Source organism: Jeotgalicoccus huakuii (assembly GCF_036665975.1).
In the GTDB taxonomy this organism is placed as follows: Bacteria; Bacillota; Bacilli; order Staphylococcales; family Salinicoccaceae; genus Jeotgalicoccus; species Jeotgalicoccus marinus.
The window spans coordinates 1-17,017 of sequence record NZ_JAVIYN010000020.1; the positions used below are offsets into that span (position 1 = coordinate 1).

The 17,017-nt window shown below is 35.9% G+C and carries 17 protein-coding genes; 4 read left to right on the forward strand and 13 right to left on the reverse strand.

The window, feature by feature from the left end; translation table 11 throughout:
- Window positions 1-15 precede the first annotated feature (15 nt).
- The 4 genes from pruA to V6E76_RS10075 all read right to left on the reverse strand — a co-directional run bounded on the left by pruA (window position 16) and on the right by V6E76_RS10075 (window position 4,776).
- On the reverse strand, window positions 16-1,557 hold the full coding sequence (gene pruA, locus V6E76_RS10060; protein WP_247352495.1) for an L-glutamate gamma-semialdehyde dehydrogenase: 1,542 nt from the start codon (window positions 1,555-1,557) through the stop codon (window positions 16-18).
- A gap of 119 nt (window positions 1,558-1,676) precedes the next feature.
- Complete coding sequence (locus V6E76_RS10065) at window positions 1,677-2,951, reverse strand: amidohydrolase (RefSeq protein WP_247352497.1); 1,275 nt, start codon at window positions 2,949-2,951, stop codon at window positions 1,677-1,679.
- A gap of 1 nt (window position 2,952) precedes the next feature.
- On the reverse strand, window positions 2,953-4,134 hold the full coding sequence (locus V6E76_RS10070; RefSeq protein ID WP_499797807.1) for a M20 metallopeptidase family protein: 1,182 nt from the start codon (window positions 4,132-4,134) through the stop codon (window positions 2,953-2,955).
- An 18-nt stretch (window positions 4,135-4,152) separates the two neighbouring features.
- Window positions 4,153-4,776, reverse strand: a complete 624-nt coding sequence (locus V6E76_RS10075) for a GNAT family N-acetyltransferase (protein ID WP_198687549.1) — start codon at window positions 4,774-4,776, stop codon at window positions 4,153-4,155.
- A 77-nt stretch (window positions 4,777-4,853) separates the two neighbouring features.
- On the opposite strand from V6E76_RS10075, the gene V6E76_RS10080 reads away from it, so the two are divergent.
- A complete protein-coding gene (locus V6E76_RS10080) occupies window positions 4,854-5,072 on the forward strand; it encodes a hypothetical protein (protein ID WP_198687548.1) in 219 nt (72 codons plus the stop codon).
- Between the two features lie 15 nt (window positions 5,073-5,087).
- On the opposite strand, the gene V6E76_RS10085 is transcribed toward V6E76_RS10080, so the two are convergent.
- Window positions 5,088-5,993 (reverse strand): alpha/beta hydrolase, encoded by a 906-nt coding sequence (locus V6E76_RS10085; protein WP_247352501.1) that lies wholly within the window; start codon window positions 5,991-5,993, stop codon window positions 5,088-5,090.
- A 133-nt stretch (window positions 5,994-6,126) separates the two neighbouring features.
- Between V6E76_RS10085 and queF the strand changes: the two genes are divergently transcribed.
- A complete protein-coding gene (queF, locus tag V6E76_RS10090) occupies window positions 6,127-6,615 on the forward strand; it encodes a preQ(1) synthase (RefSeq protein ID WP_247352504.1) in 489 nt (162 codons plus the stop codon).
- A 104-nt stretch (window positions 6,616-6,719) separates the two neighbouring features.
- Here the strand turns inward: queF and V6E76_RS10095 are convergent, their stop codons facing one another.
- The 7 genes from V6E76_RS10095 to V6E76_RS10125 all read right to left on the reverse strand — a co-directional run bounded on the left by V6E76_RS10095 (window position 6,720) and on the right by V6E76_RS10125 (window position 13,936).
- Window positions 6,720-8,657 carry an ABC transporter permease gene (locus V6E76_RS10095; protein ID WP_247352506.1) on the reverse strand — a complete coding sequence of 646 codons (1,938 nt, stop codon included), beginning with the start codon at window positions 8,655-8,657 and terminating at the stop codon, window positions 6,720-6,722.
- The gene (locus tag V6E76_RS10100) at window positions 8,644-9,405 is read right to left on the reverse strand and encodes an ABC transporter ATP-binding protein (RefSeq protein WP_247352507.1); all 762 of its coding nucleotides are present in this window, start codon (window positions 9,403-9,405) and stop codon (window positions 8,644-8,646) included. Before V6E76_RS10100 ends, V6E76_RS10095 begins: the two co-directional genes overlap by 14 nt.
- A gap of 102 nt (window positions 9,406-9,507) precedes the next feature.
- Window positions 9,508-10,500, reverse strand: coding sequence for a sensor histidine kinase (locus V6E76_RS10105; protein ID WP_247352510.1), 993 nt, complete (start codon window positions 10,498-10,500; stop codon window positions 9,508-9,510).
- Window positions 10,501-10,504: 4 nt separating this feature from the next.
- Window positions 10,505-11,179, reverse strand: coding sequence for a response regulator transcription factor (locus tag V6E76_RS10110; protein ID WP_247352512.1), 675 nt, complete (start codon window positions 11,177-11,179; stop codon window positions 10,505-10,507).
- Window positions 11,176-12,375: a DUF418 domain-containing protein gene (locus V6E76_RS10115; protein WP_247352514.1), complete on the reverse strand. Its 1,200-nt coding sequence runs from the start codon at window positions 12,373-12,375 to the stop codon at window positions 11,176-11,178. Before V6E76_RS10115 ends, V6E76_RS10110 begins: the two co-directional genes overlap by 4 nt.
- Window positions 12,376-12,467: 92 nt before the next feature.
- Window positions 12,468-12,737: a hypothetical protein gene (locus tag V6E76_RS10120; RefSeq protein WP_499797808.1), complete on the reverse strand. Its 270-nt coding sequence runs from the start codon at window positions 12,735-12,737 to the stop codon at window positions 12,468-12,470.
- Window positions 12,738-12,802: 65 nt separating this feature from the next.
- On the reverse strand, window positions 12,803-13,936 hold the full coding sequence (locus tag V6E76_RS10125) for an MFS transporter (protein WP_247352516.1): 1,134 nt from the start codon (window positions 13,934-13,936) through the stop codon (window positions 12,803-12,805).
- Window positions 13,937-14,042: 106 nt separating this feature from the next.
- Between V6E76_RS10125 and V6E76_RS10130 the strand changes: the two genes are divergently transcribed.
- Window positions 14,043-14,531: a hypothetical protein gene (locus V6E76_RS10130; RefSeq protein WP_247352518.1), complete on the forward strand. Its 489-nt coding sequence runs from the start codon at window positions 14,043-14,045 to the stop codon at window positions 14,529-14,531.
- 36 nt (window positions 14,532-14,567) lie between these two features.
- Here the strand turns inward: V6E76_RS10130 and V6E76_RS10135 are convergent, their stop codons facing one another.
- Window positions 14,568-15,518 (reverse strand): dipeptidase, encoded by a 951-nt coding sequence (locus V6E76_RS10135; protein WP_247352522.1) that lies wholly within the window; start codon window positions 15,516-15,518, stop codon window positions 14,568-14,570.
- A gap of 147 nt (window positions 15,519-15,665) precedes the next feature.
- On the opposite strand from V6E76_RS10135, the gene V6E76_RS10140 reads away from it, so the two are divergent.
- Window positions 15,666-16,994 carry a YjiH family protein gene (locus tag V6E76_RS10140; protein WP_247352524.1) on the forward strand — a complete coding sequence of 443 codons (1,329 nt, stop codon included), beginning with the start codon at window positions 15,666-15,668 and terminating at the stop codon, window positions 16,992-16,994.
- Window positions 16,995-17,017: the final 23 nt, after the last annotated feature.

Sequence of the window (17,017 nt, forward strand, 5' to 3'; positions counted from 1 at the left end):
CGAGTTGATTCTAACTTAGAACATTTCTGAAGTTGTTTTACCTTGCATGTGAAGTGTAAGGTAGTCTGGTCCACCTGCTTTAGAGTCAGTACCTGACATTTTAAAGCCACCGAATGGGTGATAACCAACGATTGCTGCTGTACAACCACGGTTGAAGTATAGGTTACCTACCATGAAGTCACGTCTTGCTTCTTCTTGGTGTTCTCTATTTTTCGTTAACACTGCACCTGTTAAACCATAGTCTGTATCATTTGCAAACTCAATCGCTTCAGTGAAGTTTGAAGCTTTTGCAAAACCAACTACTGGACCGAAGATTTCTTCTTGCATGATACGATCATCATGTTTAAGTCCTGAAAATACTGTTGGGTGTACAAAGTGACCTGTCTCGTTATCGATTGTTCCACCGACTTCAAGCTTGCCTTCTTCTTTACCAATTTCCAAGTATTTTTGAATTTTTTCAACGGATGATTCATCGATAACTGGTCCCATAAAGTTATCTTCTTCTGGGTTACCAATTGTTAAGTCTTTAGTTAAAGCAACAACTTTTTCTAATAGCTCATCATGAATATCTTCTAGTGCAATAACACGTGAACATGCTGAACATTTTTGACCAGAGAATGCGAATGCTGAAGTGACAATTGACTCTGCAGCTAAATCTAAATCTGCACTGCTGTCAACTACGATTGTATCTTTACCACCCATTTCAGCAATCACACGTTTAAGGTTAACTTGACCTTCTTGAACGACTGCTGCTTTCTCATAAATGTCTACGCCGACATCACGTGAACCTGTAAATGATACAAATGCTGTATCTTTATGTTCTACTAGTAAGTCACCAATTTCGCGACTTGAACCTGGAATAAAGTTAACTACACCTTTTGGTAAACCTGCTTCTTCTAACACTTCAACAAATTTATGAGAAATTACTGAAGCTTTAGAAGATGGTTTTAATAGAACTGTATTTCCTGTCACTAAGGCTGCAGATGTTGTACCTGCCATAATTGCTAAAGCGAAGTTCCATGGAGAAATCACTAGCCCCACACCTAATGGAATATAGTCAAAACGGTTTTTCTCACCCGGACGTGAAACGACTGCTTTACCGTTTTTAAGTTCTATATTTTGTCTTGCATAATATTCTAAGAAATCGATCGCTTCTGCAGTATCTGCATCAGCTTCTTTCCAAGGTTTACCTGCTTCTTTTACAAGTAAAGCTGTAAATTCAAATTTTCTGTTACGGATAATGTTAGCTGCTTTGAAAAGCACATCTGAGCGGAATTCAAATGTTGATTTTCTCCACTCTTTAAATGTTTCTTTAGCAACTTCCATCGCATCTAATGCTTCTTTCTCACCTGCTTGAGACATCTGTCCAATGACTTCGTCTTTTTGTGCAGGATTATAAGATGCTAATTTCTTTTCAGTTAAGACTCTTTCACCATTAATGATCAATGGATAGTCAGAACCAAAATCTTTCTTAACTGTTTCAAACCCCTTATTTAATAAATCTCTGTTCTCTTCTTTAGAGAAATCAGTAAATGGTTCATGTTTGTACGGTATCATAAAATAAATTCTCCTTTGTTTTTAATATCCTTTAAAACTTATTAAATTCTTTCCGCATTTTTAAGATAACATTGTTTAAGAAAATCTCCAACTATTCCTTTGCATATTCTGTAAATTTTTTAATCCGCTTTCATTATTGCTAGAGTAACATTTTGGAATACTTCTACTGCGACTGGTAAGACGTTCTCATCCAGATCGAAACTCGGGTGGTGATGTCCATACTTAAGATCAAATGGGAACAACATATAAGTTGCTTGCCCACCTTTTTCATGGACGCGATCTAGCATCAAAGTAACATCTTCTGAGGCACCAAGTGGTAAGGCATCTCTTAAGTCTTTTACAGAATTTACTTTTTCAACTGTATCTCTAATCATTTTAACCAATTCACTACTACAAACTGAGCTTACAGCCTGCCCAACGAGTTCTATCTCTACTTTATTGTCATACATATTAGCTGATGATTCTAAGACTTTTACCGCTTTTTCATACATGTATTCATTTAACTCAGTTGTTTCACCACGTGTCTCAATTTCCATTTTAGCTTGATCTGCGACGACATTCCTTCCACTTCCCGCTAGAAGTGAACCTGTATTAATTCTAGTTGCACCGTCTCTATGCCTAGCAATCGCATTTAAGTTCAAAGCTGCACTTGAAGCCGCTAAAAGTGAATTATTTCCCTCATTTGGTTCCACACCAGCATGTGCTGATTTTCCTGTGAAATGTGCATCTAATTTGGTCGTCGCTAAGAAATCAGTCGTGGATAGAGAAACCGTTCCCACCGGCATTTTTCTAATACCAAGATGTAAGGAAAAGAAGTAATCAACATCATCCAACCAGCCTTTTTCTACAACAGATTTTGCACCTTTAACGCTTTCTTCAGCTGGTTGAAAAATAATGGTAAAACGTCCTTTTAAATTATCGATGTTAGCATTGATATATTTCACGAGATTAAGTCCAACCGTGATATGACCATCATGACCACAGGCATGCATTTCACCAAAGTGCTGTGAAATAAAGCCTTCACTATTAGGTATATGTGCTTGATCTGTTGCTTCTGTAATCGGCAGACCGTCAATATCAAAACGTGCCGCAAAATGAGGACCTGGTTTATTTGTATCTATAGTCGCGATAACACCAGTCATACCATCTTTTATTTTACTTAAAAATGGCTCTGGCACACCGTAATTAAGTGCTCTTTGATAAGATGCTGCCATCGTTTCTTCTGAAGGCATTCCGACTCTCGCGCTCTTAAGTAAAACATCGTCACCGAGATGTAAGGTAAAATCAGTGTCTTTTAAATGCTCATAAATTTCATAAGTTGTAATATATTCAGTAAATCCGACTTCAGGAAACTGATGAAATTTTCTTCTTGTTTCAACTAAGTTATCCAACATTTTATTCTTCCTTTGCTAAGCTATTCAGTGTATCTACAGCCATATTTACCATAGCTGTGATCCCATATTTAAAAGCATCTTCATTTAATCTAAATGCAGGGTTATGGAGTGGTTTTTGACCCTCATCGACTGACGTTCCTAACCAGTAATACACACCCGGGTATTTTTGAAGGAATCTTGAAAAGTCTTCCCCCGCTAGACTCGGTTGCAAGGCTGGGACAGCCGCTTCACCGTAGAGGTTCACAATAGATTTTCTAAGTTCACTCGCCCAGTGTGCATCATTTACTGTTGCCGGATATCCATCGTCAAAAATAATTTCACACTCAGCACCCATTGACGCTACAACATTTTCAACCACTTCAAAGAAGCGTTTCTTCATCATTGCTTTTGTACCATCTGACTGTGTACGAATCGTACCTTCAAGTTCTGCAGTTTCTGCAATGACATTGTGCTTAGTGCCTGCTTCAAAGCGTCCGACAGTTAATACCGCAGGTTCCATCGGATTTGCATTTCTACTTACGAGCGTTTGTAAAGCATTGACAACCTGGTTTCCTGTAATTAATGCATCGACCGTACTGTGTGGCATAGAAGCATGGCCACCAGAACCTTTAATAATAATTTTAAATTTATCGGAATTGCCCATGATTGGCCCTGCCATCACTCCAAATTTGCCGACCTCAAGATCTGGCCACACATGCTGAGCTAAGAGCATTTCTGGTTCATATTCATCAAAGACGCCATCTTCCATCATAGCCTTCGATCCACCTGTCGGTGATAGCTCCTCAGCAGGTTGGAAGATTAATAAGATCGTACCTTTTAATTCTTTTTTATTATCGTTTAACACTTTACCCGCATGGAGTAACATCGACGTGTGTGCATCATGACCGCATGAGTGCATGACGCCCTCATTTTCCGAAACGTAGTCCACTCCTGAAATTTCTTTCATTGGAAGCGCGTCAATGTCCGCCCTAATCCCGATAATTTTACCGCTTTGTTCCCCTTCTATAATACCGAGCACACCTGTACCAGCAAAACCTGTTTCAAATGGGATACCATATTCAGTTAATTTTTCCTGAATTCTTTTCGAAGTCTCAAATTCTTCTGTACTCAACTCAGGATATCGATGCAAGGTTCTTCTAAAATCGATTGCATCTTGAATCGTAAGTTCATCAATAGTAAACATCATTTTTCCACCTTTGTCTTACTTATTATAATAATCTATAAAATCTCCTTCGAGTTGCCAACCAATATAATTTTGTCCGTCATTCATCATCCAATCATAATTGTCATACTTGACTTTGATGACCTCACCATGATTAGTCAGTTCTGTATTAAGCGGTAAATATAAAATGTGTCTTCTCTTACCATTATATTTCAGTCTCGTACGCATAATTTTAAACCCAAGCCTAAATTTATCTTTTAGACTCGCAAGGTTTGACGGCATAACTGTTGAAAAGATGTAATCAAAATCACCAGACTCCCTAACCTGATCGATTAGAAACTCTCCCATTTTAGTCTGTAATCCTTGCCCTCTATGATCTGGGTGCACAAGAGAAATTTCCGAATAAATCGAGCGCTCACGTGGCACTTGAACATCGTCAGCTAAATGTTCGTCTTCATCTAAGTGCGGAATATACATCGTTCTTAAAGCAACAAGTTGATCATCAACAAAGACACCAGCTGTATAGCCTTGTTCAACACCTTGTTCAAACTCACTTCTAGAGAGCTTTTGTAGCACTTCTTTTTGCTCTAAAAATTCATAGACAGAATCTTGTAAGACCAGCATTTCATCAATATCATGCTTATTTAGTTTAACGAAATTCATGGAAATCCCTTCTTTCTTAGTTAATATGTTTATTGTATATTTCTTTCGGTTATATTTATATTGAGGAGTTGGTTAACATGAATATATTAGTAAAATGCATGAACTCCAACGAAGATCACAGTTTCTTTAAAATAATCCATAATATAAAAGAAGAACAATCTGCTGTAGACGACTTTATTTTTGAATGTGTGAGAAAACATCCTGACTTCAATGACAAGGATGTCGTCGTACAGTTGATTTACCCACATCACTCTGAATTGTATACGGAATATCATTTGGATTATGTGAGCCGCTAAAATTAGCGGCTTTTTTTATTTGAGTTCTAACCATTCAAACATAAGTGGAACCCAATTTTGAACATGCTTATTTACTTTACCAGTAATTTCACTCGCAACACTTAACCCGTGATCACCTTTTGTAAAAGTGTGCAGTTCCCACGGAATACCCGCTTTCTCTAGAGCATCTGCAAAATCAAGTGCATTTTTCACATAGACCAAGCGGTCTCCTACCGTATGCCAGATAAAAGTTCTAGGGGTATCTTGATCTACATGGTTTTTTAAGGTCGCCTTGTCTATAATTTCTGGGTCAATTTCAGCACCAAATACCATACGACTCGCCATAGACATATATATTGGATCTCCTACACCACGAGTTTCAGCAATTTCTCTGTTTAAGTCATAGTCTAAAATTGGATACGAAAGCACTTGGAAATTCGGCTTAAACCAACGTGATTCCTTACCAACTAAATCACTTAACCACGTTTTATTCCAATGAACACTGAGGCTTGCAGCTAAGTGTCCACCTGCAGAAAAACCAATTAATCCAATATTATCTGGATCTACATTATATTCATGAATGTTTTCTCTAATATGTGAGAGTGTTAATGCAAGCTCAATTAACGGATTTGGAAATTCAGAACCAAGCACTTTGTCAGGTTCTACCATTGAAGCGATTTGATAGAGTTCATCTCTTGAAGCTTGACGTCCTTCACTTTCTATCATCGTACCGATCGTTGAGTAGCTTAGTATAAATACCTGATAACCCCGCTTAAGAAAATCATAGGCAATAGGTTCAGCCTCTCTTTTAGATAGATACATGTAACTACCACCTGGACAGATAACCACAGCAGGCTTCTTCTCAAAACTCACTCCAGTTTCACCGAGCAGCGCAGTAACTTCAGCATAATAATCACCGATTTTAAATTTCTTTATATTCATAAATTTCAAGCCTCACTTCCTTACCTTAATATTATCAAAAAATTCAGTTCAATATATATAAAAGACAACTATTTCAGACAAATGTATAATGAAGTAGACAAAATTATTTATATGTATTTAGGAGGATAATGTAATGACAAAAGATTACTCAAAAGATTTAAGCTTATTAGGAAACCAAGAAGTATCATATAACTATGAATACAATCCGGATATATTAGAAACTTTCGATAACGACTATCCTGGTAGAGACTACTTTGTTAAATTTAACTGTCCAGAATTCACAACACTCTGTCCAATGACAGGACAACCAGACTTTGCTACTGTTTATATTTCTTACATACCTGATGTCAAAATGGTAGAGAGTAAGGCTTTAAAACTTTACCTGTTCTCCTATAGAAATCACGGGGGCTTCCATGAAACGAGCATGAATATGATCTTAGATGATCTAGTGAAATTAATGGATCCAAAATACATTGAAGTTTGGGGTAAATTCACACCGCGTGGAGGGATTTCCATCGACCCTTATGTTAACTACGGTCGACCAGGTACTAAATATGAAGAAATGAGTACGCATAGAATGTTAAATCATGATATGTATCCAGAGAAAGTAGATAATAGATAAGATTAAACCTATAAAAAGCGGATGTTAGACTTCTAGGGAAAAGCATCAGCGTAAGACTACAGGCTTACGCGATGCCCCTGAAAAGCTAACATCCGGCTTTTTTATTAAAGGCTTTTACTTACCGTCTTCTTATAATATAAGAGCGACATCAGTGCAAAGATTGAATATAGAATTGTGTAGATGAGCATAACGAGGAGTGTGGGTCTCCACATCTCAACACCGAATATAAACCAACCAGATCTGACTGCAAAAATTGAGTGAAGTAATCCAATGATGAGTGGTATACCAAAGGATATAACCATCTTATTGACTAGACCTCTTAGTATCTCATTATTTGTGAATCCAAGTTTTCTCAGGACTTGGTAAGATCCTTTTTCACTTTCACATTCATCAATTTGCTTAAAGTATAAAATACAACCTGATGTGAGTAAGAAAGCAAAGCCTAAATAGCCTAAGACAAACATGAGAATACCTGATGTTTGAATCATCTCATTATAGGACATTTGCTGTGATGAGAATGCTGGATTTTCTTCCTTATCCATCATTTCTAATACATCCTCATTGTCTCCTTCAACAATGTTAAAGGCTGCAAGTTCTGTCGGCCTTTCAGCATCAATTTCAGACACTACTTCGTTTTCCATCAATTCTTTATATACTTTATCGTCCACTACTAGTGTCGGCATACCAAAGGTTAACCGTGTTGGGAGTACTGCTTCAGAATATACTTTTGAAACTTGTACTGTTTTTTCAAATCCTTCAGTTGTAGTAAAGGTCATAGGAGTGCCCGCTTCTAGATCTGTAAAAAAGTCTAAGATTGCCATTGTCCCTGTTGCATAGACTTCATTTTCACTTACATCATAACCTTCAAAGTCTGCATCACTTACGATAGGATATTGTATACCGTCTATATCTTGACTGGCTAAATTTGTTTCCATTTGATTATCCATTTGTACATTAAATAATAGGAATTCTTTTTCGTAACGACTAATGCTATATCCCTCATCATTTAACATATCTTCATAGAAATCAATATCTTCACTTGTTTCAACCGTATAGTCGTATGGTTCAGTACTTTCTAGCATTTTCTCGGTCGAGTAAAAGTTAATATACGATAGTGACATTGCTGTAATGCTTATTGCTGTAATGACTGTGATTATTGTGAGTAAGAAAGCATTTGAACGCATCTTAAACATAATAGATGTCGTAGACAGTACATCTTTTACATTAACATGGCCAGCTTTTCTTTTTCTAAAGAAGTTTAAAATTAGAGCGACACCACATTTAAATATAAGATAAGTCCCTACAATCGTTAAGAACAAAATACCTAACATTAAAATGGGGAGTAGTACTGGCATCTCCATGGCCATATCAAACATCTGGGATGATAGGAAATATCCCACTGCTACCATAACGATTCCGAGAATTCCAAACAAGGCAGTCGGTACACCAATTGGTCGTTGACTCGACTCTGATACCTTATTTAATTTCAATAGATCAATAAGTTGATGTCGACCTAAGAAGATTCTATTTTGTATTAATAAGCAAATGAAGATAAATACAAAAACGCCAGCTGTGGTGAGGGCTGCTACCATAGAGAAACTCATCTCAACCATTAAGTCAACACCAATGATTTTCATTAGAATCATCAACAATAGTCGAGAGATAAAAAATCCTAAAATGATACCGAGAACTAAACTTCCAAAATATATGATAAAGTTTTCAACCAGTAAAATTCTAAATACCTTGGACTTATTCATCCCGATTAACTGATAAAGTGCAAGTTCCCTATGTCTTCTCTTAATGAATATCAAATTCGCAAACATGACAAAGAATATTATGATAATCACAATGACAACGGATCCGACAGAGAACAAGGCGTTCATTGCAGTACTTTGTGAAATTTCTTCGCCAGCCTTTTCGTCAAACGTCAGTGTTAGCAATGAAAAAAACAAGGCAACACTAAAGACAAGTGCGAAGATATACAGCGCGTAGTTTTTAAGGTTTCTATAAAAGTTTTTGATGATTAAACTATTTAGATTCATCAAGCACACCACCTAAGACGCGTTGGGTATCTAAAATTTCACTGTAGTAATCATCCTGACTCATGTCACCACGTGAAAGTGATGTATATACCAGACCATCTTTTAGAAATACCACTCGATGTGAGAAACTCGCAGCAGTTGCGTCATGTGTGACCATGAGTACACTTGTGTTAAGATTTTCATTTAGTTGCTGTAGCTTTTTCAACAGATCACTTGCTGATTTAGAGTCTAGCGCACCGGTTGGCTCATCAGCAAAAATAATTTTCGGTTGGTGGATAAATGCACGTGCAGCACTCGTTCTTTGAGCCTGTCCTCCAGAGATTTGGCTAGGGTACTTGTTCTTTAGATCACTAATTCCGAGTTGGCTAGCAATTGTCTCGAATTGATTTTCCGCTTCTGATTTAGACATCGAACGTATAGATAGAGGTAACATAATATTTTCTTTTACCGTTAGAGTATCTAAGAGATTATATTCTTGAAAAATAAATCCTAGATCCGTCTTTCTGAAGTCTGCTAATTTCTTATCTTTTAAAGTCGTAAAGTCAAAATCATCGATGTAAATGTGACCACTTGTCACTTTGTCAATTGAACTGAGCACATTAAGTAAGGTCGTCTTACCAGAACCTGAGGCGCCCATGATGGTAACAAACTCCCCCTTTTTTAGATTCAAATCAATACCTTTTAAAACTTCTGTGCGATTAAACTTATTGCCGTAACTTTTTTTAATGTTCGTTGCTTTTAATAACATATTAATTGCCTCCTGTTTTAATTGTTAATACCAGTTTAATCTCTAGAAATACATTTATCGTTTGAATCTCCTAACAAAAAGCACTATGAAGTGACAAAAATGTCACTTCATAGTGATATCAGAGAATTTATTTGCCTTATTAAAGATTAAGGTCATTGTTGTATATTCTCCATATGTGGATTGTGCGGTTAGGTCAATATTTAACACCTTACACACTTCCTGACTTAAATAGAGCCCCATACCTGTAGATTGATCATCATCGTGATCTGAAGTTGATGTAAATCCTGAGTCAAAAATTCTGTCTATATCTTTTCTTTCGATTCCTCGTCCGAAATCAGTGATTGTAAGTCGAAAATGATCCGCCACCATTTCTCCTGAAATGACTATGTCGTTATCATTCGAATACTTCACGCTATTTGTCAAAATTTGATCTAAAACGAACTGTAACCATTTTTTATCAGAATATACATGCTCATCTTTAAGTTCAACATCAAAACCTATATTTTTTTCCATACACACACTTCTCAACTTAAGTATCGAGTGTTTAATCAAATCATTAATATTAAATGATTCAATATATAAATCATTTTTAATATTGGGCAGTCGCTGAAGATATAAAATTTCGTTCAGCATATTATTCAGTCTGGTCCATTCACTTTGGAGTTTGTCATGATGATCGCCTTCTAAGTCATCAATCATTAATTTCATGGTTGTGACTGGCATTTTCATATCATGGATGAACCGTGTCAGCTCATCTAAGTTTTCCTTTGTCCTCCCCGCTTCTTCCTCAAGTTCTGCTTGATGATGAAGCCTTAACTCATCTAACTTGTCATAAATCTTCTTTTGAGTATTTACTGTGGGTTGGTCTACAGTTTCCACATCATTTAGGTTACCTAAGGCATCAAACTCATTTTGAAACTTCCACTTTCTCACAATATCCCAAGCTAAATATATTATAAAGATTAAAAGATTAAATAAAATCAAGTAGATGACAGAAACGTTTGGAATACCGTTATCAAGCATTCCTATAAGGACTATAAAACTATTCATTATTATAAACAAAACAGCGATATTTATATTTTCTTTAAAGTACATTATTTTACCCCTTTAAGACGTAACCACTACCTGTCTTTGTTTCAATCGCATTGTCTAACCCTATTTCCTCAAGTTTTTTTCTCAGGCGATTTACGTTCACAGTCAATGTATTATCACTAATAAATCTAGAGTCATCCCATAGGGATTCAATAATTTCATTCCTTGAGACAACCTCATCTATGTTTTGAGCCAAAATTGATAAGATATAAGATTCATTTTTTGTTAGTTCAACTTCATTTTCTTCCATAATAATTTTCAACTTTTTAAAATCAAATACAGCATTCCTATATTTATAGACACTGACGTCAGTTGCCTTATACTCATAAGTTCGTCTTAATAACGCTAGAACCTTTGCATTTAATACTTCAAAGTTAAAAGGCTTTTGGACATAGTCATCCGCACCCATTTGCATGCTCATCACCATATCAGCAGGATGATCCCTCGAGGATAGAAAAATGATAGGGACACTAGAAATATTTCTAATCATTCTGCACCAATAGAATCCGTCATATTTTGGAAGTGTAATGTCGATGATGACTAAGTTAGGTTTGACCTCTATAAAATCGTTCATTACGTCGCTAAAATCCTTTATTCCAAATGCGTCTATATCCCATTCATTGAACCTTTTAACAAGCTCATCTAAAAGTACCATATCATCTTCTATAATGAGTAACTTCATTGATTAGACCCCTTTTTCTTAATCGGCATTATATTTAAGTATGTCAGTGTTCTCCATATCCACTCTAGTGGACCGTATGAAAAATTAGACATCCACATCTTAGATAAAATAATTTGCACAGCGAAAACAACGAGTACGATCGGCACAAAATATATTGCATCCACACGATTAAATAAACCACCAACATAAAAGATAAGTAACATTATTACCGTTTGACCAATATAATTTGTCAAAGCCATTTGACCGACTGGTTGTAGAACTTTCACAAGCCCTTTAAAGTGCTTCATTAAAATTAGCATCAATGCAACATAGCCGAGTGACATCAATGGGCCACCTAAAGAACTTGAGAGTTGCCCAAGTGTTGAATAAATATCATTATCACCCGCATAGGTTGTAAAATATCCTGTTACAATTTTAATTGGCAGACCGATACCTAAACCGTACCAAGCAAGTTTTTTAATCATGCTCATGTGTGCAGATAAGTTTTCAAACACTCTCATTTGACCGAAAGATAAACCGATTAAGAACATTGCAAGTACAATTGGCACAACAAAAATCATTCCTGAAACCGAGATACCGAGTAAGGTCATATTCATACTGACAACATCACTATAAGAACCACTACGAATCGCATCTGTCATTCCAATTTCAAAGGCAAAGCCAGCCATCGATTGATCACCCATTAAGAATAAGGCTAGAGCCCCTAGTAAAATTAAGCCTGAGATCATTGTTAATATCAGTACTGCAATAATCACGTTCACCTTAGGACTCAATCTATAGAAGAAGAAAAGAAGTGCACCGGCAATCGCATAGGTCCACAGAATATCGCCATACCATAAAAATATTCCATGTAGGAGACCAAAGATTAATAAGACAAACATTCTTCTATAAAACAAGGGTGCAAGATTTTTACCTTTTTGTTCCGCTCTAGATAAAAAGATGAAAAATCCTAATCCAAACAAGAATGAAAACATTGTAAAAAAATTCGTTGTAAAAAACGTATTGATAAATAATAAACTCAGTTCATTCCAAAAACCTGTGTATATATCACTGCGCTCTGGATTCAAGCTGTCCTCAATATCAGGACCTGCAAATGCCATAATATTCATCATCAATATACCTAACAAGGCAAATCCTCGAATGCCATCAATTTCATGTATTCTTTCCTTAAATGAAACAGGTTGATTTTGGTTCATTGGTCCACCTCTAAAGATTATTTATTTCTAACTTACCCTAATCTTACTAGTAAAAATAAAAAATCGCATTTCTTTATGAAAGAAAGGCGATTTTAAAACTGCATAAATTCTGGTGGTGCACCAGTTAAATATGTGTATATATAGTAAAAACATATCAAAGCCACTGGAACTACAATGACAATAAATAAGAATAATCTTAGAAATCTCACCAAGATTTTATATATAACAATGCATAATATAATAATTAACGTACCATATAATATGTTACTCCAAGTATATTCAATGGATGTATATCCAGTATAATTCACAATAAATATTGCAACCACACTGAGTATGACAATCATCACCAAACGCATTAACATGATTCTCTCTCCTTTTGGTCTTTTAATTATACAGGATAAACATCAACATTTGAAATTTAAGCTCGTTAGTTTCTTATATTAAAGGCTGCAATCATACCAATAAAGACGATGACAAAGCCTAACCAAGGACCATAAGATATGTCGAAGTTGTTGATGAAGATACCACCGATAACTGCCCCTATCCCGATACCAAGATTTAGAGCGGACATGTTCCAACTGAATACATTTGAACTTGACCCCTCAATATTATCTACTAGACCACCTTGTACAGCAGGTGAAGTTGCCCACTGGAAGAGTGCCCACAAGAATACATTTATATAGAAGAGAATTGGTGTATCATATAAGAATGGCATCATGAATAAGCTGAGTAGGAAGAATGAAAGCATGGTAATAACTGTACGTTTAGCGCCAATTTTATCGACTAAATTACCGCCAATATATGTCCCAGCCATTCCCCCAGCACCTGTAATTAACAGGGCCATTGAAACATTTTCTAAAGTGTAACCGTGTGATGTCATAAGTGGTGAAATATAACCTAAGATAATATAGTTACCAATCAACACAGCCAATGTCACAGTAATATATAATGAAACATTTCTTTTAGATGTGATTCGACTTTTTTGTTCTCCTGGTTGAATATCACTCTCAAGTGCTTTACTGTTAACAAACAGAATCACACCAATACCAACAAGAATCGCTAAGATAATAACTAATAAGAAAATAATTCTCCAACCAAACTGAGCACCGATAATCGTACCGATCGGAATCCCGAATACGTTTGCGGCACTAAAGCCCATATAGACTGTAGCAAGCATCTTACCACGAACTCTCGGTTCAGATAAAACAACAGTCATATCTAATATTTTTACAATAAACACTGCAGCAGCCATTGCGGTAATGACACGACCGACAGAAAGCATAAAGAATGTGTCAGCTAAACCGAAAACGACATTACCTATTATAAATACAACTAAGGATAGAAGAACGACAGGCTTAGAGTTTAAATTTTCAGTTAAACGAATTAATATCGGTCCAAAAACTGCGAAGCTGATCGCATAGACCGTAATTAACTGTCCAGTCAGAGCATGACTGATACCAAGATCGTTACTCATCAACTCTAAAATACCGGATACAATGAGTTCCATCATGCCGAGTAAAAAGATACCGACGGTAAAAGTGACGATTAATTTTTTGTTCATTTATAAACGCTCCATATGTAAATTATTTTAAAGTGCAACTCTGCTATTATACAATAAAGTATGACCCATTTAAATGATAGAAATATTATATTCATAGGAGTGAATCATGAAAAGATATATATTACTGTTTTCTCTAATCCTTTTAGTTTTAAGTGCATGTTCTAGTGAATCAACAGAAAACTATAGCCAGATGACCTCAGCTTTTGAAAGAAACGATTCAGAATTAAATAAAAAAATTAGTGAAACTGTTACGAATATACAGGAAGAGTCTAACCGGGACAAGGCCTTAGCAGATATCAATGAAGGTATTATTCCTAGAATCGATGATTTTAAACAAACAATAGATAATTATACCTTGTCTGAGGATCATCACTTAGAAGTTCAGGAGGCGATTCAAACCTATCTAGATAATTTACGAACATTGATGGAATTGTATTCAGAAATTAATTCTGAGTTCTTTATTGTCAATCCTATTGAGGATGAGTCGCTAAGTGAAGACATCAATCAACAGCTTGAAGAGATTCAAAACCTAGAAGAAGAAGTCCAAAAAAATAGAGCTGATATCGATCAGCTCATCAGTGAAAATAATGAATAAGTAATGACCTAGGTCGCTATATAGCGACCTAGTTTTTTATGAACAAAAGTTATTAATGAAGTTCCTTGATGCAATATCTTCAGCAAAATCTTTACCGTATCGTTCCTCAATAGCTGACATAAGGTTCGGATAGTCACCTGAGTCTTCGAGATCAGCGACGAAATTCGGAATACCATCGAAGTCTGAACCGAGACCAATGTGTTTTTCAGCGCCGAGTTCACGGATTTTATCGATATGTGTTAAGAGGTCATCAATGACAAGGTCCTCTTCTCCGACAAATGCTGGGCAAAAGACAATATTGACCATACCACCCTTTTGAACGAGTTTAATGATTTGCTCATCGTAGAGATTTCTAGGATGATCCATTATTGTGCGTGAATTAGAATGACTGGCGAATACATGCTTACCTTTTTCAATCACATCTTCAAAGCCGTGAACGTTTAAGTGACTCACATCAATTAAAACGTCATGTTTATTGCATTCCTCTACGACTTGGTGACCAAGTTTACTTAAGCCAGTGCCGCGAGTCTCCCCCACACCATCAGCAACTAAGTTAGCATTATTCCATACTAAACCAACTGATAGGACGCCTAAGCGAAATAAGTTTCTTAATTTCATTAAGTCATTGCCAATCGCATCCACACCTTCTAGGGTTAGTACCGCCCCGTATTCATCTTCTTTTAAATTATTGATATCGGATAATTTCTTTATGTGCACCATCTTATCCATTGTGAGTACTTCATTATAAAAAGCATCAACTTGTTCTAGTGCATGCTGCCATTTTTCATTATCAGGAATTGTTGGTGATATAAAGATTGCATAGAACTGAACTTTTACATTCCCTTCAATCCTACGTTTCATATTAGTATCAATTTCTTTAGAGTCTAAATAATTTAAATTTCTTTTCCTACCATAGTAGCCATGAGTGCTACGCTGGTCACTTTGTAATTTCAATAAAGCATCGCAATGTGTATCAATAATATTCATTTTAACACTCCCCTTTTAATCTTATATCTATTATAATATAATACATACAAATGAAAACGTTTACTTATTTACTTTTATACATGATGATGTATAATTATTTAATACATTCAATGAACTTTCTAAATCTATAAATAAAGAGGTTATCATATGACAAGATCTACTACATTCCTTAAATTTTTATTACCGTCCTTATTTGGAATCTTTATGTTTCTTGTTCCCCTTAATATTGATGGTGAAACAACAGTTCCTGTTGCATTTTTAGCTAACTGGATAATTGAACTAATTTCAGTTGAAACGATTACATTACTTGTTGTCATTACGATTGTCTTTGCGGCCATAATGAGCATCTTGTTTACCTGGATATTAAAAATTGATACTGGATTCTGGTCTAGCATTTTTAATACCAGTCATTTTTGGGTCACTTTAAGAGCAATCGGTGCAATATTTGCAGTTCTTGCTTATTATGGTGTCGGTCCCGAGATGATTACTTCTTCTGGTACAGGTGGCATGATTTTAAATGATTTACAGCCAACCTTATTCACGGTATTCATTATTGCCGGGTTCTTCTTACCGTTATTATTAAACTATGGATTGTTAGAGTTTGTTGGCACGCTGTTTGCGAAATTCATGCGTCCTGTGTTCACCCTACCTGGACGTTCAACAGTTGATAACTTAGCATCATGGGTTGGAGATGGTACTGTCGGTGTCATCCTAACGAGTAAACAATATGAGGATGGATATTACTCAAAACGCGAAGCTAGTGTTATTGCATCGACGTTTTCCGTCGTATCGATTACTTTTACAATTGTTATTTTAGACTTAATTGGACTGATGCATTTGTTTGGTCCATTCTATTTAACAATATTTATTGCTGGTGTAATTGCAGCCTTGATTATGCCGAGAATTCCACCATTATCTAAGATTGAAGATAGCTATTATAATGATGGTTCTGAACTGGAAGAAACAATTCCACAAGGTCATAATCCATTTTCTTGGGGATATAAACAAGCTTTGACAAAGGCAGAAAAGTCACCAGGTTTTGTTTCACTAGTCAAAGAAGGTATTAAGACCGTGTTTGATACTTGGTTTGGTGTCTTACCAGTCGTTATGGCTATCGGAACACTAGGTACAATTTTAGCTGAATATACACCAATATTCACATGGCTCGGCCTACCTTTTGTACCATTACTAGAATTGATTGGCATTCCAGAAGCACAGGCGATGTCAGAAACATTATTCATCGGTTTTACTGATATGTTCCTACCAGCGATTTTAATTGAAGGCGTACAATCAGACATGACCCGCTTCATTGTTGGTGCCATGAGTATTACACAGTTAATCTACTTATCAGAAGTCGGTGGTGTAATACTAGGCTCTAAGATTCCACTTGGACTCGGTAAACTCTTCACAATCTTCTTGATAAGAACAGTGATTACCTTACCAATTATTATTATTGCTGCGTTCATTATCTTCTAATACTGTAAACGACATGAGAATCT